Below are 20,995 nucleotides of genomic sequence, written 5' to 3'. Positions count from 1 at the left end.
GTTTCAACTAAGTTGAAATAACAGTCGCAAATTTTGCCAGCCGATTTACTGTACGACGATTTACTACAAAATCTATTAATGACATCAGCGCCGATGCACCCATCTCAGGCATTATTTCAAGATCAGGCCGCGCCAATATTCTTACCAGTATGTGATCACTATGCTGGTTCAGAAAAATTGATGCTCAAGTCTTTAAGCCTGCAAATCGAGCTCGGGCCAGTATTTGATATTACATTTGATTGTGAAGACGGTGCAGCAGTTGGCAATGAATTAGCGCACATACACATGTTGACGCAGATTATCGCGTCCGATAGCAATCAATTTAATCGTATCGGAGTGCGCGTTCACCACCTCGATCACCCAGCATTTCAGCAAGATATAGAACAACTTTTGAGTTCCCGTGTAGCCTGTGAAAAACTCGCTTACATAGTACTTCCTAAAGTGAATACGGTAACTGAAGTCAACACAGCCATTGATGCTATAAACCAGCTATCGCAAATCCATGATCGCCAAGCGATCCCACTCCATCTGCTGATTGAAACGCAGACCGCACTAGCAAACGTGCAAGACTTGGCGGCGATTCATCAGGTAGAATGTTTGTCCTTCGGGATTATGGATTTTGTGTCCTCCCACTGGGGCGCCATTCCCGCAAGTGCCATGCGTTCTCCAGCTCAATTCACCCATCCACTCGTGATGCGCGCCAAACTGGAAATCGCAGCGGCTTGTCATTTATACGGGAAAGTCCCATCCCACAGTGTCACCACCGATTTTAAAGATCCGTCGATCACACTCAGCGATGCAACCAGAGCGGGACTAGAATTTGGCTACACCAGAATGTGGAGTATCCACCCAAGTCAGATCAAGCCAATTATTAAAGCCATGGCGCCGCGCAGTGCAGAAATTAATGAGGCAGTTGCGATTTTGACCTCTGCGCAAGAAAACCAATGGGGGCCGATAGAATTACATGGCCGCCTGCATGACAGAGCAAGTTATCGCTATTACTGGACGGTATTAAAGAAAGCAAGTATGAGTGGCGTCAATCTGCCTGAAGGTGCACAATACTTGGTCTAAGTAATCTGTTAGTCGGAACATAAATCGCATTTTTTGAAATACTGAAGGGGCATCATGAAAACATCACCATTATTGCAGCAGACATTCGCCAAATTACTGATCACTTTGTGTGCCTCTGGCTTATCGGTATCTGGGTTCGCCGCCGATACAACAACAAGTCCAAGTCCCGCAAAGAAACAAGTAAAAGCAAAGCCAACAAAAATTGCCAAGGCGAATAGCAAGAATGCAGAGATCGATACAACTGAACCAGAGCCAAATATCGAACAAAGTGCAGACACTGAATACAAATGCGAACTTGGAAACTCATTAGTGATGTACACACATCCAGAAGATAACCAAAGTTTAGCCATGCGCTGGAGAAATCGTCTTTACAAATTAACTCGCGTGGAAACTTCAACAGGCGCACATCGCTTTGAAAATCAGAAAATTGGATTAGTGTGGATTAACATTCCATCAAAAGGCATGTTGCTCGACTCACGCCGTGGCCACCAATTAGCGAACGAATGCAAAAGTACCAAAGTCGCAAGTTTAGGCACAAGCGACACACAAGTTAAGTAAGTCTCAAACAAATTGATCTAATCGTTTTAATCTTTAAATCCGTATCACCTCACTTCATTGTTCATCATCGAATATAAGGAACAGCCATGAGCCAAGCCAACTATCAAGACGCGTTTAAAACGCTGAAAGATTTTAAAATCACTGACACTAAGAAAGGAAAATTCTTTTCTTTGCCAGCACTGGAAAAAAATCTGGGCGTGAAAGTATCACGCTTACCAATTTCTATCCGTATCGTGCTGGAATCCGTTTTGCGCAACTGCGACGGCAAAAAAGTGACTGAAGAACACGTCAAACAATTGGCAAACTGGGGTGCAACTGCAGCGCGTACGGATGAAATTCCTTTCGTCGTCTCTCGTGTCGTATTGCAGGATTTTACAGGTGTTCCATTGTTGGCCGACTTGGCAGCAATGCGCAATGTCGCGGCAAAACAAGGTAAAAATCCAAAGAACATCGAACCCTTGGTTCCAGTCGATTTGGTCGTCGATCACTCTGTGCAAATCGATCATTTCCGTGAAAAGAAAGCTCTCGATCTGAATATGAAACTGGAATTCCAGCGCAATAACGAGCGTTACCAGTTTATGAAATGGGGCATGCAGGCGTTTGACACTTTTGGCGTGGTTCCTCCAGGTTTTGGTATCGTGCATCAAGTCAATCTTGAGTACTTGGCGCGTGGCGTCCATAAAGCAACTGACAAAAAGAAGAATGATGTTTACTACCCAGACACCTTGGTAGGCACAGATTCTCACACCACCATGATCAATGGTATCGGCGTAGTTGGTTGGGGTGTCGGTGGTATCGAAGCCGAAGCAGGTATGCTCGGCCAACCAGTCTACTTCTTGACACCTGACGTGGTCGGCGTGAACTTAACTGGCGCATTGCGTGAAGGTTGTACCGCGACGGATTTGGTATTGACGATCACAGAAATGTTGCGTAAAGCCAAAGTTGTCGGCAAGTTTGTCGAATTCTTCGGCGAAGGTACACGCACTTTGTCCCTGACAGACCGCGCAACCATCGCCAACATGGCACCAGAATACGGCGCGACTATGGGCTTCTTCCCAGTGGATGAAGCAACGATCGATTACTTCAAAGGCACAGGCCGTACTAAGGCAGAAATCGACGCATTCGAAGGCTATTTCAAAGCACAAAAAATGTTCGGTATTCCGAAAAAAGGCGACATCGATTACACGACAGAATTGTCATTAGACTTGTCCACGGTTGCGCCGTCTTTAGCTGGTCCTAAACGCCCACAAGATCGTATTGAAATCGGCAACGTTAAATCCACTTTCGCTGATTTGTTCAGCAAGCCAACTTCCGAAAGCGGCTTCAACAAGAAAGCAGAAGATTTGACTGCGGTGTACACCAATACCGATGGCGTTAAAGTAAAAAATGGCGACATCTTGATCGCTGCAATTACTTCTTGCACCAACACATCCAATCCTAGCGTATTGCTGGCGGCCGGTTTATTGGCGAAAAAAGCGGTTGAAGCTGGTTTGAAAGTCTCTCCGCACATCAAAACTTCCTTAGCGCCTGGCTCCCGTGTTGTGACTAAGTATCTGGAAGCTGCGGGCTTGTTGCCATACTTGGAAAAACTCGGTTTTGGCGTAACTGCTTACGGCTGTACAACTTGTATCGGTAATGCAGGTGATTTGACGCCAGCAATGAACGAGGCGATTGTTGCGAACGACATCGTTGCAGCGGCAGTATTGTCCGGTAACCGCAACTTTGAAGCACGTATTCATCCAAACATTCGCTCTAACTTCTTGGCATCACCTCCGTTGGTAGTCGCTTACGCGATTGCTGGCAACATGAACAAAGATTTGATGACTGAACCAGTTGGCCGCGTTAAAGGCAAAGATATCTTCTTGGGCGACATCTGGCCAACTAGCGCAGAAATCAACAAGTTAATGAAGTTCGCGATGAATTCTAAAACATTCAAAGAGAACTATGCTGACGTTAAAGGCGCTCCAGGTAAATTGTGGGAAGATATCAAAGGCGTGGCAGAAGGCCAAGTCTACGACTGGCCAAGTTCGACTTACATCGCTGAACCACCGTTCTTCGCTGACTTCACGATGGAACCAAAAGCAGCAGCGACAGGTATCACGGGCGCGCGTGCATTGGGCGTATTCGGCGACTCGATCACAACCGATCACATCTCCCCTGCTGGCTCGATCAAAGAATCTAGCCCTGCTGGTAAATGGTTGAAAGAAAACGGTGTATTGAAAGCCGATTTCAACTCCTACGGTTCACGTCGTGGTAACCATGAAATCATGATGCGTGGTACGTTTGCTAATGTGCGTATCAAAAACTTGATGATCCCTGCGAAAGAAGATGGTTCTCGCGTAGAAGGTGGCGAAACATTGTTCCAGCCAACGGGCGAGCCTATGGCGATCTACGATGCAGCGATGAAATACGTTGCAGAAGGCACGCCAACCATGATTTTCGGCGGTGAAGAATACGGTACAGGTTCATCACGTGACTGGGCTGCAAAAGGCACTCAATTATTGGGCGTAAAAGCAGTTATCGCTAAGTCTTTCGAACGTATCCACCGTTCTAATTTGGTAGGTATGGGCGTATTGCCTTTGCAATTCATCGGTACAGACAGCGTCGATTCTTTGGGCATCACAGGCAATGAATCCTTCGACTTGAAAGGTATCGAGAACGATATCAAACCACAGCAAGAAGTGACTTTGGTCATCAATCGTGCAGATGGTAGCTCACAAGACGTTAAGGTCCTGTTGCGTATTGATACACCGATCGAAGTTGACTACTACAAACACGGCGGCATCTTGCCATTCGTGTTGCGTCAGTTGTTAGCTGCGTAATCCAGGATTGCTAGCGAGTTGAAAAAGGGACGACGCTTTTGGGTTTCGTCCCTTTTTTCTTATGTAGAATCGAGGATATGTGTCGAGAGTAAAATTGGTAGGGCGAGTGAAACCCGCGCCGACGGTGTTTGATAAACCACAAAAGCTAGCTCAAATTCGATGATAGTATTTAAGCGAATATATCGTGGAATTTCATTGTGGTGTCATTTTCGCTCTAGTCTTATGACTTCCCTTCTCGTTTGATCAGATTAAGTTACGGTGCCCGAACATGCCACAGCCAAAGCTAGCCACAAACTTCATCGTTTTAGACTCCAAACAGATGGCAACTGAAATCCCGGTTACGCCTGGCATCTACGAAGAACTCGATGCAAAATTTGAGCAGTTCAAAGAATGCTTGCTGGTCTCGGAATACACATTTTCATCCGATTGGCCATCATGGGAAATGCATCCTAAAGGAGATGAAACCCTTTATCTCCTTTCTGGCGAAACTACCCTGTTGCTGTACTCCGACGGTGTAGAAAGTCAGATTGAATTTAACGTACCTGGGAGCTTTGTTATTATTCCAAAAGGCGCTTGGCACACGGCCCTGGTTAAAACCAATTGTACTATCTTATTTATTACGCCTGGTGAGGACACGATCAACGGTGCAGATCCGCGCCCTTCCAAAAATTAAGCAGTTGATTTCTTATAGCTACGACTACATTACAGTTTTGGTCTCTAATTTATTTTTCGTTTTTTCAACTTAGCAAAAAGGAGTTCGTATGTGGAAAGCACTAGTAGGTTTTTTGGTTTTTGCGGCAATCGCTTTATTCTTTATTTTTAAAGCGGGTGACAAGATGGATATGCAAGGTGAAGCTGGCGCACATACAGGTGCGGCTTCTGAGCAGGTCTCTGCACCACCGGCATCTGCTGTTGCAAGTACGCCAGCACCTGTCGTTGACGCCGCCTCTGCGGCGTCGGCAGCATCGACAGCATCCGTGCCTACCACGCCAGTAGTCGAAGCAAGCACAGCGGCGGCGTCTGCATCTGCAAGCAAATAAGTAGTCGGTTCAATATAACAAAAGCCAGGCTTCGATCATGAAGTCTGGCTTTTGTTTATTCGGTGTTGCTAGATGTCAAAAATAGAAACTCAATGTCGTTTTTGAAATTACGTATTCGCAAAATTCAACAAATCATCCCCAGCTAAACGATATTTAACCCATTCCGCCTGCGCCTTCGCACCGACGGCATCATAAAAATCAATTGCAGGTTGATTCCAATCTAAGACGCTCCATTCGAAACGACCACAGTCCTCTTCCACCGCGAGTTGTGCCAAATGACGCAACAAGAATTTACCCGCGCCCAAGCCACGATGCTTTAGTGATACGTAAAGGTCTTCCAGATATAAACCTTTCTTACCTTGCCAGGTTGAGTAATTGTAGAAGTACACAGCGAATCCTATGGCTTCACCATTCAATTCACAGATTAGCGCTTTGGCGGGTGAGTCAGTGGAGAAAATACTGCTTTCAATTTCAGCGATACTCGCTTTAACCTCATGCTCGGCCTTTTCATAGACGGCAAGTTCGACAATAAAGCCATGAATGGTTGCAGCATCTGTTGGGACTGCTTTACGAATAATAAGTGACAATTTAAACCTCTGCTATTTTCAAATAATTACATTGCATTCAATGATTGCTCAATATCAGCAATCAAATCTTCCACGTCTTCCAAACCTATATTAAAACGCAACAGAATACCCTTGCAGCTCCAGCTTTGACGCATGCTTTCTATGCGATACGGAACGCACAAACTATGCGAACCACCCCAGCTAAATCCTATCTTAAAAAGTTTAAGTTGGTTCACGAACTGATCCGTTTGCGCTTCTGTATATCTTTCATCGAAGAGCACGGAAAACAAACCACCCGCGCCGGTAAAATCGCGTTTCCAAACATCGTGCCCCGGACAATCTTCCCAGGCGGGGTGTAATACCTTAGCAATCTCCGGACGGCTTTTTAACCAAGCTGCAACTTTGCGTGCCGCCACGTCATGCGCTTCAAAACGCAGCTTCATGCTTTGTAAGCCGCGCAATACCAAGTACACATCATCCATACCCACGCCAAAACCTAAGCGCATGTGTGCCATCAGCAAGCGATTATTTAGCTCGGCATCTTTAGTAATCACTGCACCCATCAACACATCAGAACCACCACTTTGGTACTTTGTCAGCGCTTGCATAGAGATATCGACGCAGTACTCGAAAGGTTTAAAGGCGAGACCAGCAGACCATGTATTGTCTAACGCAACCAACACGCCTTTGCTATGCGCTGCCGTACATATCGCAGGCACATCGGCAACTTCCATCGAGACGGAACCTGGTGCCTCCGTCCAAATCAATTTCGTTTTGGGTAAGATTAAATCACTGATGCCTGCGCCAATCATTGGATCATAAAAACGTACACTGATACCGAAGCTTCGTTTAAGCCAAGCGCCTTGCTCCTTGTTTGGCCCATAAGCATTGTCAGGTACCAAGACATCATCACCAGTCTCGAGAAACGTCATATTCACCAAAGTGATCGCGGCCAATCCACTTGGCGCTAAAACACAATGCTTACCACCTTCAATTTGGGCAATCTCACCTTCCAATTGAAAGCTGGTTGGCGTGCCATGCAAACCATATGTGTAAGTCGACTTATTGAGCCAACTGCGTGCACGCATTGCTTCAACATCTTTAAATAACACCGTAGAAGCATGATGAATTGCAGTCGGAAATGCTGAAAATCCATCGGGTGCCTCAAAAGCAGGATGAACAATTGCGGTACTTGATCCTTGTTGTTTGTCAGTCATAATAATGGCGTCGATAAAAGTTCAAATAGATAAAAAATAGGGGCGAAAAATCGCCCCTCTCCAATTCACAATACGAAGCTTAGATTGCCTCGCCCCACAAATCATGGGCATCTGCCGCAGTGATTTTGACTTCAACAAATTCACCGACTTTCAACTTGCGATGTGGTTCAAATGGCGGCTTAACATACACCACGCCGTCAATCTCAGGTGCATCTGCTGAACTACGGCCAACACCGCCACTTCGATCGAGACTATCAATCAAAACACGCATCGTCTTACCAATTTTCGCTTGTAGACGTTTCTTTGAAATAGTCTCTTGCAATTCCATCACACGACGACGACGATCTTCACGCACATCATCTGGCAACTGATTAGCGAGTTCGTTGGCAGTTGCACCATCCACCGGAGAATAAGCAAAGCAGCCCAAGCGATCAATTTCGGCTTCTTTCAAGAAATCCAAAAGATACTCAAATTCCTCTTCTGTCTCCCCCGGGAAACCCGCGATGAAGGTAGAACGAATGGTAATTTCGGGACACATTTCGCGCCAAGCTTTGATGCGTTCTATATTTTTCTCACCACTCGCTGGACGCTTCATGCGCTTCAACACATCAGGATGAGCATGCTGCAAAGGCACATCGAGGTAAGGCAGAACGTGTCCATTATTCATGAAGGGAATGATTTGATCGACATGTGGATAAGGATAAACGTAATGCAGGCGTACCCAAGCATCATACCGTTTCGCAAGTTCACCAAGCGCTTCGACCAATTGCGTCATGTGCGTCTTGACTGGTTTACCATCCCAAAAACCGGTACGGAATTTCACATCGACACCATAAGCGCTGGTATCTTGAGAAATGACCAACAACTCCTTGACGCCAGCTTTGAATAAATTCTCGGCTTCAAGCATGACTTCACCAATTGGGCGTGAAACCAGATCGCCACGCATCGAAGGAATAATGCAGAAGCTGCAACGATGGTTGCAACCTTCAGAAATCTTTAAGTAAGCAAAGTGCTTTGGTGTGAGTTTGACACCTTGCGCTGGCACCAAGTCAATGAAAGGCTCATGCGGTTTTGGCAAATGTAGATGCACCGCGCTCATCACTTCCGTCAGGGCGTGTGGCCCCGTGACGGCCAAGACTTTCGGATGTATGCTTTTGATCAGATCATTGCCATCGGCATCTTTTTTCGCACCCAGGCAACCGGTCACAATCACTTTGCCATTTTCATTGAGCGCTTCTGCAATAGCATCTAATGATTCCTGCACGGCAGCATCGATGAATCCACAGGTATTTACCACCACCAAATCCGCGCCATCGTAGGATTTGGCTGTTTCGTAACCTTCTGCACGAAGCTGTGTCAGGATTTGTTCTGAATCGACCAAAGCCTTCGGGCACCCGAGAGAGACAAAACCGACTTTGGGTGCGACTGAAGTGGATGCGGGGATGAGAGTTTCGTTAGACATAATAAAAAAGGATACAAAGCAATTCGCTATTGTACCCTTTCTACGCGTCTAACTACAGCTTCAGCCAGTTTAAATGTGCTGCAAGCAATTGAATTTATTACTTTTTCTTATCATCTGGTACAAATGGAAAACCAAATATGTTCTTTGATTGGCTCTGCATTTGCTCTTGCATTTGTACAAATAGATTTTTGCTCTGATCGATATAGTTACCCATCATGCCTTGCATCATAGGGCCCTGCACGTTCATAAACTGTGTCCACATTTCAGGGCTAAATGGCTTGCCTTCTACACCGCCACTGGCACCTTCAGTGAGTTTATTTTGTATATCAATAAACGCTTGAATATTTTTCTCTAGATACGAACCCATCATCCCTTGCATGGCATGTCCGTAATAACGAATAATTTGCGCCAAGGCGACACTGGAAAACATCGGTGCACCACCGGCTTCAGCTTCCAAAATGATCTGCAACAAAATACTACGTGTCAAATCTTCGCCTGTTTTGGCGTCAATCACCGCAAAATCATCATTCTCCATGACAAATTGCTTCACATCGACCAAGGTAATATAGCTACTGGTTTGCGTGTCGTATAAGCGACGATTTGGGTATTTCTTAATCAAATGCTTGCTTATTTTTTTTGTGCTATTCATTGCATTCTCGTGGATAAACTGCATTAAAGAATAAAGCTAAGGTGCTTACAATATCCTGCAAACAAGTAAGCACCTTAGACGAATTTTTGTATTAAATTCAATGCTGCGACACAGCATTATACTTAGTACTAAATTCTTGGGAATAGTTCATTCGCATAACAACAGACAACAACGAATGATTAGCCCATATGCAAACCACCGTTAATTGAGAAGTCAGAACCTGTCGCATAGCCACCTTCATCAGAAGCGATCCACGCCACGATAGAGGCTATTTCTTCTGGCTCCGCCAAACGTTTAACCGGTATACCCGCAACGATCTTTTCCAATACATCAGGACGAATCGCGCGTACCATGTCAGTACCGACATAGCCAGGTGAAACCGTATTCACCGTCACACCTTTAGTCGCGACTTCTTGTGCCAATGCCATACTAAATCCATGAATACCTGCTTTCGCAGTAGAGTAATTAGTTTGACCGAACTGACCTTTTTGGCCATTGACGGAAGAGATATTAATAATACGTCCCCATCCACGATCAACCATACTCTCGATCACTTGTTTCGTGACATTGAACAAGGAATTCAAATTAGTATCAATAACCGCATCCCAATCCGCTTTACTCATCTTACGGAATTGACCATCACGGGTAATACCGGCATTGTTAACCAGAACGTCGACTTCACCGATTTCAGTGCGAACTTTCTCAAACGCGGCACGGGTCGACTCCCAATCAGAGACATTGCCTTCGGAAGCGTGCACTTCATATCCCTCGGCGCGCATATCCGCTAGCCATTTATCTTTACGTGGAGAATTTGGACCACAACCAGCAACAACGATATAACCGTCTTTGCACAGACGCTTACAAATTGGAGTTCCAATACCACCCATACCACCAGTTACATAAGCAATTCGCTTTGACATACTTAATCTCCAGAGTTTTAGTAAATTTACGGCTAAGCTTGTTTCTACAAAAAATTTGAACCTTGTCCAACTAATCAGCACGTACTTTGACGTAGCGTCCCGGAGCTGGCTCTATCTCACTATAAACCACATTGCCTGATTTCAGGGGTGCTTTTATCATCTTTCCACCATGTTCCGACAAAAATTGTGCCCATTCTGGCCACCAACTACCAGGCACTTCTTTCGCCCCCTCAAACCATTGCTGCGGATCTGCTGCGATTTTTTCATTGAGCCAATAATTGCGTTTGTTTTTTGAGGCTGGATTGATGACGCCAGCGATATGACCGGAAGCACCCAATACGAAACGATTCTTGTTTTTTTTCTTGGGATTCAATATCGCAGTGGACGCGTAGGCCGCTTGCCACGGCACGATATGATCTTCGCGGGATCCATAAATGAACACTGGTGCATCAATCTTTGCCAGATCAACCAAATTTCCGGCCACTTTCAATTTGTTGGGCACCTTCAGACTATTTTCCAAATAGGTGTTGCGCAAATACCAGCAGAACATGGGCCCTGGCAAATTGGTGCTATCAGAATTCCAATATAGAAGGTCGAACGCGGGTGGTTTTTGACCTTTCAGATAATTTGATTGCACATAATTCCACACCAAATCATTCGGTCTTAAACTGGAAAAAGTACTGGCCAAATCACGTCCAGGCATTAAGCCACCATGACCTAAAGTTTGCTCGCGCATACTCACTTGCAACTCATCTACAAACACATCAAGTACACCTGTATCGCTAAAATCCAATAAAGTAGTTAACAAAGTCAGACTACTTGCGGGATGACTATCCCTATCCGCTAACACGGCCAATGCTGTAGAGAGTATGGTGCCCCCAACACAGAATCCAAACACATTAATTTTGTCTTGCTTAGTGATTTGCTGGACAACATCAATCGCTTTGATTGCACCTTGCTCGATGTAATCATCCCAAGTGACATCTCCCATTGAGTCATCTGGATTTGCCCACGACACAAGAAACACAGTATGCCCTTGCTCGACGGCATAACGCACTAGTGAATTTTCAGGTTGCAAATCTAAAATATAGTATTTATTAATACAAGGTGGCACCATCAACAAAGGACGCTGATGCACGGTCTTTGTTAAAGGTGTGAACTGAATCAATTGGAACAAGCGATTTTCGAAGACCACCACGCCCTCAGAAGTCGCCACATTTTTACCGACTTCAAACGCAGATTCATCCGTCAATGAAATTCGACCTTTCTGCATATCATCAAACATCTGCGTGATACCCTGCATGAGGCTTTCACCACCAGTCTCAATTAATTTTGCCTGAGCTTCGGGATTGGTCGCCAGAAAGTTCGCGGGTGACATCGCGTCTATCATTTGTTGGACGGCAAATCGAATTTTTTGTCGCTTTTTCTCTGGTGCCTGAACAGAGTCTGCCAATAAACTCAAGAAGCGCGCATTCAGTAAATACAGAGCAGCATTGTAAGCATGGGTCGTTTGTTTCTGCCAATCTGGCGCAGAAAATCGACGATCATTGAATTCAGGTTGTTTTGCAGACAAAAAATCTTTCCACAAATTACCTAACTCTTCAAAATACTCTGCTTGTAGTCGACTTAAAACCTTAGGATCAAGCTCTGCGCCAAATTCTTTCAACATTTGAGGAATTGACGAATCACTGCCAAAGGGACTTTGTTTCATCCAATCCTGCAGGGGATTTTGCTTCATTACCTGTTGCATCCAATTGGCGTACATCGATTGAAGATTGTCACTCATTATGCATAATTCCTAGATTTAGAGTATTGTCGCAATGTGCTGACCGCTAGCGCAGCACTACTGCCAAAAATTAAACCACCTAATTCCAACGACGTCTATTTCTTTATGGCTTTTTTGTATCTTATCGCAATCGCATGGATTTATGTCGTGTTGATGATGTCACTGGCAGAAATTTCCTTGATTGCCGGCATCCTGACTTTCATTTTTTATTGCATCATTCCGCTCGGTTTAGTCCTGTACATTTTGAGTTCACCGGCACGAAAACGTCAACGCAAACTTGAGGAAGATGCGCGACGCAAAATCAATCCATCCAAATCAGATTAGCCATACGCCCAGTGCAGCGGTCACGACGATAAGAATAAAAAAGTTCACTCTGTGTCACCGTACAATACTGACCACCATGAACACGCTGAACACCAAGCTGGTGCAACACTTCCCGGGCGACGCCATAAATATCCATATCGTATTTTTGAGCGCCGCCTTGTGTCGCTAAACGTACTTTCATAAATCGGTCTAACTTTGGAATTTTTTTAAAAAATTCCAAATATACATCGTGCCCAACTTCAAATGCAGTTGAACCTATCGCAGGTCCCATCCAAGCAGTCAGCTCACCGGCACCTTGTTGACCTAAAATCCGTATCGTATTTTCAATCACATTATTAGCCAGTCCTCGCCAACCTGCATGTATTGCCGCCACATACCTACCGTCTAATGATGAGAGCAAAATGGGCAAACAATCCGCAGTTAATATCGCACACACAACACGCTGATCTTGTGTATAGCAAGCATCGGCTGTCATTGGCGAATTAGATGACGACTCGAGTACAGAAGCATCAAGCACAATATTGCCATGCATTTGTGATAAGAATGTGACATCTGAGGGTAACAAGGCATTTAGCAATGCCCTGTTTTGCAACACGTGCGACATATCATCACCGACGTGATCACCGAGATTCAATCCACCGCCTCCGAGTCCATCGTCGTAAGGAATTTGACTACGACCACCCAGTCGAGTGCTTGAAAAAGCGTGAACATTAGTGGGCAGATCCGGCCAATCTGGCTGAATCAGCGTCAATCCATTTTCACGAACGACGATAAAACTCATTGCGCTGGCATACCTGCTTGCTCCAAAAGAGAGGCAAAGTCGGCTTCCAGTGGAATACTCCATTCCATAGCCTCACCGCTTTCCGGATGAATCAAGCCCAAACGTCGTGCCTGTAAAGCCTGACGAGGAAAAAAACGCGCCAGATGCTGCTTACCGTACAACGTATCGCCAACCAAAGGAAAACCTAAGGACAACATATGCACGCGAATTTGATGGGTGCGACCTGTTTCGAGGCGACAAGCCACCAAACTAACCGGAAAACGTTCCAACATACCGGTTGCCAGTCGCTGATAATGTGTGATGGCTGGTTTAGCCAAAACACTAAATGAAACTGCCATTTTGAGTCGGTCGCGACTATGACGCGCCATCGCAGCATCCACAGTCCCAGTCGAAATTGGCGTCCCCCAAACCATCGCAGCGTATTCGCGCTTTACTGTACGTGCTTGCAATTGACGCACCAGCTCTGTCTGAGCCGTCAAAGTCTTAGCCACCACCATCAAGCCCGAAGTATCTTTATCTAAACGATGAACAATGCCAGCGCGCGGCACTTGCGCTAATGCAGGTCTATGAAATAACAAAGCATTTAATAATGTGCCAGACCAATTGCCTGCACCAGGATGTACAACTAATCCTGCAGGCTTATTCAATACTAAAATCGCATCATCTTCAAAAATGATATTCAGAGGAATATCCTCTGGCGTAAACGAGCTTTCATCGGGAGAGGACTGCGGAGCAATTTGTATCAGCTCACCTCCCAGCATCGTGGTTTTAATTTTTGAAGGTTTTCCATCGACTTGGACGTGTCCATCTTCTATCCACTGCTGAATGCGGCTACGGGAATATTGAGGCACAAGCTTAGACAGCACCTTATCTAAACGATCACCACACACACTATCCGGCAGCTTGATTGAGATAATTTCTGCTTGCTGAATTGGCTGTTCACTCTCGTCTTGATCGATTTCTTCAAGATCCAGCTCAGTATCAGGTAAAATCCCCAGTTCTTTTGGTATAACATTAATTGCCATCGGCTATAATCCGTAAATTATTCTCATGCACATGCAAAGTTTATGCAAATCAAATATATAAAATTGTTCGGTCTTATCCTCACTTTATCTTTAGGCGGCTGCGGTATTTTTGGCGATAAAGTTGAAGAAAGTAAAAATTGGTCAGCAGAGAAATTATACGCTGAAGCGAAGGATGAATTAGCATCGGGTTCGTATGAACGCTCAGTTCAGTTATTTGAAAAACTCGAATCTCGCTTCCCTTTCGGCGCATATGCACAACAGGCGCAGTTGGAAATTGCCTACGCCTATTACAAACAAGGTGATCAGGCGCAGGCATTAGCCGCCGTGGATCGTTTCATTAAATTGCATCCAAATCATGCTAATGTCGATTACATGTACTATTTGCGTGGCTTGGTTAACTTCAATGACGATATGGGCTTCTTAAGTTTTATCGCCAATCAAGACATTACCGAACGTGATCCAAAAGCGACCAGAGATTCATTTGATGCCTTCAAGGAATTAGTCACCCGCTTTCCAGCGAGTAAGTATACGCCCGATGCGATCGCTCGTATGAAGTATTTAGTCAACGCCTTGGCGCAATACGATTTGCACGTAGCCAAATATTACTTGCGTCGCAACGCTTATCTTGCCGCAGCCAACCGCGCCCAATCTGCAATTAAAGAATATCCAGATGCACCTGCGAGTGAAGAGGCTTTAGTAGTGCTCATCAAATCCTACGATGCGATGGGGATGACTGAGTTGAGAGATGATGCAAAGCGGGTTTATCTTAAAAGCTTCCCAAATAGCAATTTGCTTGAAACTGGCGGCGTTAAGAAATCCTGGTGGAAATTCTGGGGTTAAAGCACTCTAGAATTTGAGCAATAAAATTGACCTATTTTAATGCTCTAAAAATCAAGGCCTCAAATTTTTGAGGCCTTTTTTGCAACTAGAAATCAAACGCTAAGATCCTCGACGAAAAACCCAGTGCGTCTGATTGGACTCTTCCTCGATAAATTGATATCCATCGCAATCAAACTCCTTTAATTTTTCTGGTTTCTTTACTTGATGCATCGCGCAGTAACGCACCATAGAACCACGGGCTCGCTTTGCAAAAAATGAAATCACTTTGAACTTTCCCGCTGAAAAATCTTGAAAAACCGGATTAATTACGGGAATACCTAACTCTTTTAAATTGACTGCTTTCGCGTATTCTTCCGAAGCCAGATTAACTAAGAACTTAGTTTTCGTAGCATGTAATTCTTGTTTCAAGTGAACCGTCAATTTTTCGCGCCAATACGCATACAAACTATTCCCCGCACTATTTTTTAGGCCAGTTCCCATCTCTAAGCGATAGGCCTGAATCTTATCGAGCGGACGCAAGATGCCGTACAAACCAGATAAGATTCGTAAGCGCGCCTGCAGATAATTGACTTCTTTTTTCTGCAAATCCCGCGCCCGTAGTCCATCGTAAACATCACCATCAAATAAAAAGACTGCTTGTCTTGCCGGCATAGTATCCTTGCTCTCACGCATATTGGCGAAACGTTCAAAATTGAGCTGCGCCAAATTAGCCGATATACTCATCAGGCGCTGCAGATCTGCGACGCTTAAGTCAGCGGCTAATTGTGATAAATACGCTGTTTCGTCAACAAAGATGGGTTCACTTGATGTCTTCACAAGCGCAGGCGTCTCAAAATCGAGACTTTTCGCGGGAGATAACAAAATCAACATAAAAGTTCAGTTCGGAATTAAATTATTCAATAAAGGATTCCTGCCTTGCCAAGTTAATTAGCAAAGACAGAATATAAAAACACGTATGACGTTTAAAATTATTTTAGATACCAATGTTTGCTTGGATTTGTTTGTTTTTTGCGATCCACGTTGGTCTCAAATTAGCGTAGGACTCAAAGAGCGAACTTTGCAGGCAATCACGCGCGCAGACTGCCGAGATGAATGGCTAGCGGTACTGCACTACCCGCATTTACCGATCACTGACGAAACGCGAGCCGCGATTGTAACAACATTCGATGAATTCATTCATGTTAAGGACTTTCCGGCAAAAAATATTAAGCTGCCCGTTTGCACCGATAAAGATGATCAGAAATTTCTAGAGTTCGCACGTGATGCGGAAGCTCAAATCTTGATAACCAAAGACAAAGCACTGTTGAAACTAGCTCGAAAAACTCAACAATTAAATCTATTTATTATTGAAACTCCAGAAAAATTTTGCGCTCGCTTAGTTGCAAATCCGCAAGCTTTGTAAATAAATTCACTAATTCGGTAATTAAGTGATGACAAATTTTGTTGCTCGGGGTTATCCTTACAACATGCAAGTCTGGTTGCTGTCGGTAAACTTCCTCAAAAATCAATTCCCTTACGACAGCATGGCTTTATGCTCGGATTTATCTTGAAATTATGCTCACAAGGAGTAAATTTCAATTTTGATCTGGCAATCAATATTGGCGACTATGGAGAATAAAGAATTATGACAGACTCAGCTGATGATCTAGACGCACTGTTTGAGGAGATGGCGACACAACGCGACACCAATGCATCAGCGGCTCCGTCGCCTGCAGCGGCACCAGTCATTGAAGCTCCGCCACCAAAATTGAATTTACAAGTCGGAACTGACCCAGCTAAACCTATGTTTGATCGCTTAGGTAACTTGGTTCGCATGATGCACGATTCCATGCGCGAGCTTGGCTATGATCGCTCACTTTCCGATGTAGCCTCGCAGATAGCTGACGCGCAAGGAAGGCTTGAGTATGTAGCCAGCTTAACCGAGCAAGCGGCCAACAAAGTGCTCAATGCCACCGATGCAGGGATTCCTGAGCAAGATGCGCTGGCGAAAAATGCAAAAGGCATAGAAGAACGCTGGACTGCACTTTTTGATGGGAAACTAAGCGTCGATGATTTTAAAGTTTTAGCATCAGATTCCAAAACTTTTGCGAACAAAGTGATCGCCTCAACTGACGCTGAAAAAGCGCGCTTGTTAGATATTATGATGGCGCAGGATTTTCAAGACTTGACCGGCCAATTAATCAAAAAAGTACTGATTATCACCCAGGCCGTAGAAAACGAGCTTGCCCAGATTTTGCTAGATAATGCGCCTACAGAATTAAAAGAAAAAGCCATTGAATTAATGGAAGGGCCGTCCGTCCCTAATGCTGCGCTTGAGCAGGACGACGTAGACAACCTACTTGATAGCTTGGGTTTCTAAATGGATGATATGCTCAAAGAGTTTGTCGTTGAAGCCTTGGATCTGGCGATCAACGTCGAAGAACACCTGCTCTCCTTGCAACGTAATCCTGAGGACATGAATACGCTGAATGCCGTATTCCGTTCCTTTCATACGATTAAGGGTGGCGCAGGTTTCATGAACCTGTCGGCTATGGTATCGGCGTGCCATCTGACTGAAAACTTATTTGACGCTTTGCGCACTGGCAAATCACCCGTGACGCCGATCGCAATCGAGGCGGCGTTAGAAGCTAGTGGCTTTGTTTCAGACCAACTCAGTGCCTTATCAAATGGCACCAGTCCTGAACAATTGTCGACCATGCCTGCTGCTTTAGAGCAGCTCTTGAACGATGCGATCGAAGGCAAAGCCAGCTCTGCGCCAGTAAAGAAAGATAACAAAACGGCTGCAGTTGCAACGACCACAGCAACTACCGTCCCCACTGCCAGTACTAGCGCTGATACCGCCACCTTCACCCCCGATGGCGAAGTGCCATGGGAAGCCTACTATCGCGCAGTGACACCTCCAGGCACCTTGCCCGAAGTAGCCGCAATTAATCCAGTCGTCAAACAAGAACAAGAAGCAGTTAAAACTTCCTTGGCCAGTAATGAAATCAAGCAATCAGCGCCCGCCAAAGAAGAAAGTATTCGTATCGATGCTGTTAAGCTCGACGTCCTGCTAGAAGTTGCTGGTGAATCCGTTCAGGCGGCGAATCAAGCTGCCGTATTATTAGAAAAATTAGGTCAATTTTCGTTTGATGGCGATGCGGCACCGTTGATGTCAGCACTCACCGAAACACTGAATCGCGCCTCACGCTATTCAACAGAATTACAAAGAGCGACGTTGGCAACTCGCATGCAACCGGTTGGTCGCTTGTTCCAAAAATTTCCGCGTTTGATTCGTGAGCTTGCTAAAGATTTGGGTAAAGACGTTGATCTGGAAATTTCCGGTGCTGAAACCGAAGTCGATCGCGTGGTCGTGGATAGCTTGTATGATCCACTCGTGCATATGTTGCGCAACTCCTTAGATCACGGCATCGAATCCGCTGAGGAACGTGCTCAAACCACAAAGCCAGCTCGAGCAAAGATTTTACTCAAAGCGTGGCAAGAAGCTAGTAGCGTCATGATAGAAGTGACCGATGACGGCAAAGGTATGGATGCTTCACGCTTGCGCGAAAAGGCGATATCAAAAGGCTTGATTAGTACGCACGAAGCGCGGACAGATGACGAAGCTTTCCAATTAGTTTTCTTGCCTGGTTTCTCAACCAAAGAAGTGGCATCTAGCGTTTCAGGTCGTGGCGTTGGCATGGACGTGGTAAAGACTGCGGTGGAGCGTCATCGTGGAGCAATTCGCATTAATTCGCACTTGGGAAAAGGCACTACCTTTATCATTCGCCTGCCTATCGAATTATCTATCGTACCGACAATGTTAGTAAGAACAGCGGGTGCCTCTCTGGCATTACCTATGTCTACGGTTCAACGTGTGGTTGAATTACCTGAGACTTTTGAAAGCGTTGGTGGACAGCCCGTATTACGAGACTTAGGCAGACCCCTTCCTATCCGATCTTTAGGTCAGATTCTTGGCTATGAGAAGAGTACTGAGCGAGTTGGTATCGTCATTGCTGCACCCAATCCCTATATCATTTCAGTTGACTCCGTGGATGGCACCTCTGACTTGGTTATCAAACCTTTGACCTGTATCTCAACACCAGGCATCACAGGGACGGCCCGTTCCGCTGAAGGTGAATTAGTCTTGGTAATCAGTTTGTCATTCTTATTGGATGGTTGCAAAGTGGTCGAACGTCATAGCGCCTGATTTTTCGCAAATCCCAGTAAAAAAAGAGTAAGCCTAGGGACTGTTGACCTATATTTTTTCAAGCGTTTCAAACAAAAAAATATAGGTCAACAGCCCCTAGTATCTGGCATATCCCCTAAGTTATGTCAGATACTGGCTCAACATGAATAGTGGTTCTCTGTCAAAATAGCGTTTTGATCTTATCACGCGCTATCGCGGCGACTATCCTTCAATAATGAGCTATTCAGATACCCCACCGATTTCGCCCCTTGCGTTTCACAAGCGCTTCACCAGTCTAGGTCACGCTTTCTATACTGAATTGCAACCGACACCCTTAAAATCGCCCTATCTGATTGCAACGAGCCCGCCCATGTTAGCTGAATTCAATCTATCAGCAGAGCAAATGCAGTCACAAGACATGGTGGAAATCTTTAGCGGCAATCGTACTCAAGCTGGAAGCACGCCACTGGCAGCGGTGTATTCGGGTCACCAATTTGGCGTCTGGGCAGGACAATTGGGCGATGGTCGTGCGATTTTGCTCGGTGAGCTGATATCGAAACAAAGTGGTGAATTACACGAAATACAATTAAAGGGCGCAGGTATGACGCCCTACTCCCGCATGGGGGATGGACGAGCCGTGCTTCGTTCGTCGATCCGAGAATTTTTGTGTTCAGAAGCAATGGCGGGATTAGGTGTACCCACTTCACGAGCACTATGCATCACGGGATCAGACCAGTATACGATGCGCGAAATGGCAGAAAAGACTGCCGTCGTCACACGAACTGCCCCAAGTTTTATTCGATTCGGTTCATTTGAACACTGGTATTACAATGACAAACCTGAACAGCTAAAATCGCTAGCTGACTTCGTCATTCAGCATTACTACCCAGATTTGGCACAGTCGGACAATCCATATCAGGCATTATTGCGCGCCATTGTCATTAAGACGGCAGATCTGGTAGCTCAATGGCAATCGCTTGGTTTTATGCATGGCGTATTAAATACCGACAATATGTCGATATTAGGCCTGACTTTAGACTATGGGCCGTTCGGCTTTATGGACGGCTATGATCCTGCTCACATTTGCAATCACAGCGACAATCAGGGACGTTATTCCTACCAAATGCAGCCTCGCATAGGCCAATGGAATTGCCATGCTTTGGCGCAGGCCTTGCTACCATTAATCGGTGACGTAGAATCTACGCAAGAAGCACTATCTTGCTATGTTGAACAGTACGAAAACAGCTATAACCGTCTCATGCATAGCAAGTTCGGCTTAGCGACCTCGCTGCCAGAAGATCAGACTATTTTTACTGACTATCTGGATATTATGGCCGAAACAGGTACAGACTTTACTTTAGCTTTTCGCCAACTCGGCCGCCTACAAATGGCAGACAAGCAAAACGATCATTTACTAAGAGACCTATTTATAAATCGGGAACGGCTTGATGTTTGGCTACAGACCTATCGCCAGCGACTACAGCTAGAAAATTCACTGGATGCTGAACGCCAAACCAGTATGAACCGCGCTAACCCTAAATACATCCTACGCAACTACTTGGCACAGCAGGCCATAGATCGGGCAGAGCAAAAAGATTTTAGCGAAATTAACAAATTGATCGCCATTCTGAACAAACCCTACGACGAACAAATCGAACACGAAACCTACGCGCAACTCCCCCCCGATTGGGCCAGCACCATATCGGTAAGTTGCTCTTCTTAGTAAATCATTACAAGCAAGTAAAACCTGCTTGAACTGAACTGGA

Annotated in this window: 20 protein-coding genes; 11 read left to right on the top strand and 9 right to left on the bottom strand. The window is 45.3% G+C overall.

Annotated features, from left to right (window positions below; translation table 11 throughout):
* The first annotated feature begins 93 nt into the window (after positions 1–93).
* The 5 genes from AC1RR2_RS00365 (at position 94) to AC1RR2_RS00345 (ending at position 5,491) form a co-directional block, all read left to right on the top strand.
* On the top strand, positions 94–1,071 hold the full coding sequence (locus AC1RR2_RS00365; protein WP_493220682.1) for an HpcH/HpaI aldolase/citrate lyase family protein: 978 nt from the start codon (positions 94–96) through the stop codon (positions 1,069–1,071).
* Positions 1,072–1,125: 54 nt separating this feature from the next.
* The gene (locus AC1RR2_RS00360) at positions 1,126–1,629 is read left to right on the top strand and encodes a hypothetical protein (RefSeq protein WP_493220315.1); all 504 of its coding nucleotides are present in this window, start codon (positions 1,126–1,128) and stop codon (positions 1,627–1,629) included.
* Between the two features lie 86 nt (positions 1,630–1,715).
* On the top strand, positions 1,716–4,451 hold the full coding sequence (acnA, locus tag AC1RR2_RS00355) for an aconitate hydratase AcnA (RefSeq protein ID WP_493220314.1): 2,736 nt from the start codon (positions 1,716–1,718) through the stop codon (positions 4,449–4,451).
* A 268-nt stretch (positions 4,452–4,719) separates the two neighbouring features.
* A complete protein-coding gene (locus AC1RR2_RS00350; protein ID WP_493220313.1) occupies positions 4,720–5,124 on the top strand; it encodes a cupin domain-containing protein in 405 nt (134 codons plus the stop codon).
* 88 nt (positions 5,125–5,212) lie between these two features.
* Positions 5,213–5,491, top strand: coding sequence for a hypothetical protein (locus AC1RR2_RS00345; RefSeq protein WP_493220312.1), 279 nt, complete (start codon positions 5,213–5,215; stop codon positions 5,489–5,491).
* Between the two features lie 107 nt (positions 5,492–5,598).
* On the opposite strand, the gene AC1RR2_RS00340 is transcribed toward AC1RR2_RS00345, so the two are convergent.
* From AC1RR2_RS00340 to phaC, 6 genes are all read right to left on the bottom strand, one after another.
* A complete protein-coding gene (locus AC1RR2_RS00340) occupies positions 5,599–6,078 on the bottom strand; it encodes a GNAT family N-acetyltransferase (RefSeq protein WP_493220311.1) in 480 nt (159 codons plus the stop codon).
* A gap of 26 nt (positions 6,079–6,104) precedes the next feature.
* Positions 6,105–7,274 carry a cystathionine beta-lyase gene (locus AC1RR2_RS00335; protein WP_493220310.1) on the bottom strand — a complete coding sequence of 390 codons (1,170 nt, stop codon included), beginning with the start codon at positions 7,272–7,274 and terminating at the stop codon, positions 6,105–6,107.
* A gap of 79 nt (positions 7,275–7,353) precedes the next feature.
* Complete coding sequence (gene rimO / locus AC1RR2_RS00330) at positions 7,354–8,736, bottom strand: 30S ribosomal protein S12 methylthiotransferase RimO (protein WP_493220309.1); 1,383 nt, start codon at positions 8,734–8,736, stop codon at positions 7,354–7,356.
* A gap of 97 nt (positions 8,737–8,833) precedes the next feature.
* Positions 8,834–9,385, bottom strand: coding sequence for a polyhydroxyalkanoate synthesis repressor PhaR (gene phaR / locus AC1RR2_RS00325; RefSeq protein ID WP_493220308.1), 552 nt, complete (start codon positions 9,383–9,385; stop codon positions 8,834–8,836).
* A 179-nt stretch (positions 9,386–9,564) separates the two neighbouring features.
* On the bottom strand, positions 9,565–10,305 hold the full coding sequence (locus AC1RR2_RS00320) for a 3-ketoacyl-ACP reductase (protein ID WP_186920876.1): 741 nt from the start codon (positions 10,303–10,305) through the stop codon (positions 9,565–9,567).
* Positions 10,306–10,375: 70 nt separating this feature from the next.
* Entirely contained in the window at positions 10,376–12,091 is a 1,716-nt protein-coding gene (gene phaC / locus AC1RR2_RS00315; protein ID WP_493220307.1) for a class I poly(R)-hydroxyalkanoic acid synthase, read from the bottom strand.
* Positions 12,092–12,205: 114 nt separating this feature from the next.
* Between phaC and AC1RR2_RS00310 the strand changes: the two genes are divergently transcribed.
* On the top strand, positions 12,206–12,415 hold the full coding sequence (locus AC1RR2_RS00310; protein WP_493220681.1) for a hypothetical protein: 210 nt from the start codon (positions 12,206–12,208) through the stop codon (positions 12,413–12,415).
* Here the strand turns inward: AC1RR2_RS00310 and pgeF are convergent.
* Both pgeF and AC1RR2_RS00300 read right to left on the bottom strand, forming a co-directional pair.
* On the bottom strand, positions 12,393–13,196 hold the full coding sequence (pgeF, locus tag AC1RR2_RS00305) for a peptidoglycan editing factor PgeF (RefSeq protein ID WP_493220306.1): 804 nt from the start codon (positions 13,194–13,196) through the stop codon (positions 12,393–12,395). The two genes, AC1RR2_RS00310 and pgeF, sit on opposite strands and share 23 nt — an antisense overlap.
* A complete protein-coding gene (locus AC1RR2_RS00300) occupies positions 13,193–14,221 on the bottom strand; it encodes an RluA family pseudouridine synthase (RefSeq protein ID WP_493220305.1) in 1,029 nt (342 codons plus the stop codon). Before AC1RR2_RS00300 ends, pgeF begins: the two co-directional genes overlap by 4 nt.
* A 42-nt stretch (positions 14,222–14,263) precedes the next feature.
* Between AC1RR2_RS00300 and AC1RR2_RS00295 the strand changes: the two genes are divergently transcribed.
* Positions 14,264–15,061 carry an outer membrane protein assembly factor BamD gene (locus AC1RR2_RS00295; RefSeq protein ID WP_493220304.1) on the top strand — a complete coding sequence of 266 codons (798 nt, stop codon included), beginning with the start codon at positions 14,264–14,266 and terminating at the stop codon, positions 15,059–15,061.
* Between the two features lie 99 nt (positions 15,062–15,160).
* Here the strand turns inward: AC1RR2_RS00295 and yaaA are convergent, their stop codons facing one another.
* Positions 15,161–15,931, bottom strand: a complete 771-nt coding sequence (gene yaaA / locus AC1RR2_RS00290) for a peroxide stress protein YaaA (RefSeq protein WP_493220303.1) — start codon at positions 15,929–15,931, stop codon at positions 15,161–15,163.
* A gap of 85 nt (positions 15,932–16,016) precedes the next feature.
* On the opposite strand from yaaA, the gene AC1RR2_RS00285 reads away from it, so the two are divergent.
* From AC1RR2_RS00285 to AC1RR2_RS00270, 4 genes are all read left to right on the top strand, one after another.
* Complete coding sequence (locus AC1RR2_RS00285; protein WP_493220302.1) at positions 16,017–16,463, top strand: putative toxin-antitoxin system toxin component, PIN family; 447 nt, start codon at positions 16,017–16,019, stop codon at positions 16,461–16,463.
* Between the two features lie 222 nt (positions 16,464–16,685).
* The gene (locus AC1RR2_RS00280; RefSeq protein ID WP_493220301.1) at positions 16,686–17,420 is read left to right on the top strand and encodes a protein phosphatase CheZ; all 735 of its coding nucleotides are present in this window, start codon (positions 16,686–16,688) and stop codon (positions 17,418–17,420) included.
* Positions 17,421–19,250 (top strand): chemotaxis protein CheA, encoded by a 1,830-nt coding sequence (locus AC1RR2_RS00275; protein WP_493220300.1) that lies wholly within the window; start codon positions 17,421–17,423, stop codon positions 19,248–19,250.
* 214 nt (positions 19,251–19,464) lie between these two features.
* Positions 19,465–20,952: a protein adenylyltransferase SelO gene (locus AC1RR2_RS00270; protein WP_493220299.1), complete on the top strand. Its 1,488-nt coding sequence runs from the start codon at positions 19,465–19,467 to the stop codon at positions 20,950–20,952.
* Positions 20,953–20,995: the final 43 nt, after the last annotated feature.

It is taken from the genome of Undibacterium sp. GW821-FHT11H02 (genome assembly GCF_058808015.1).
Note: the sequence above shows the minus strand (reverse complement) of the source record. Positions and strands in the feature narration are given on the sequence as shown.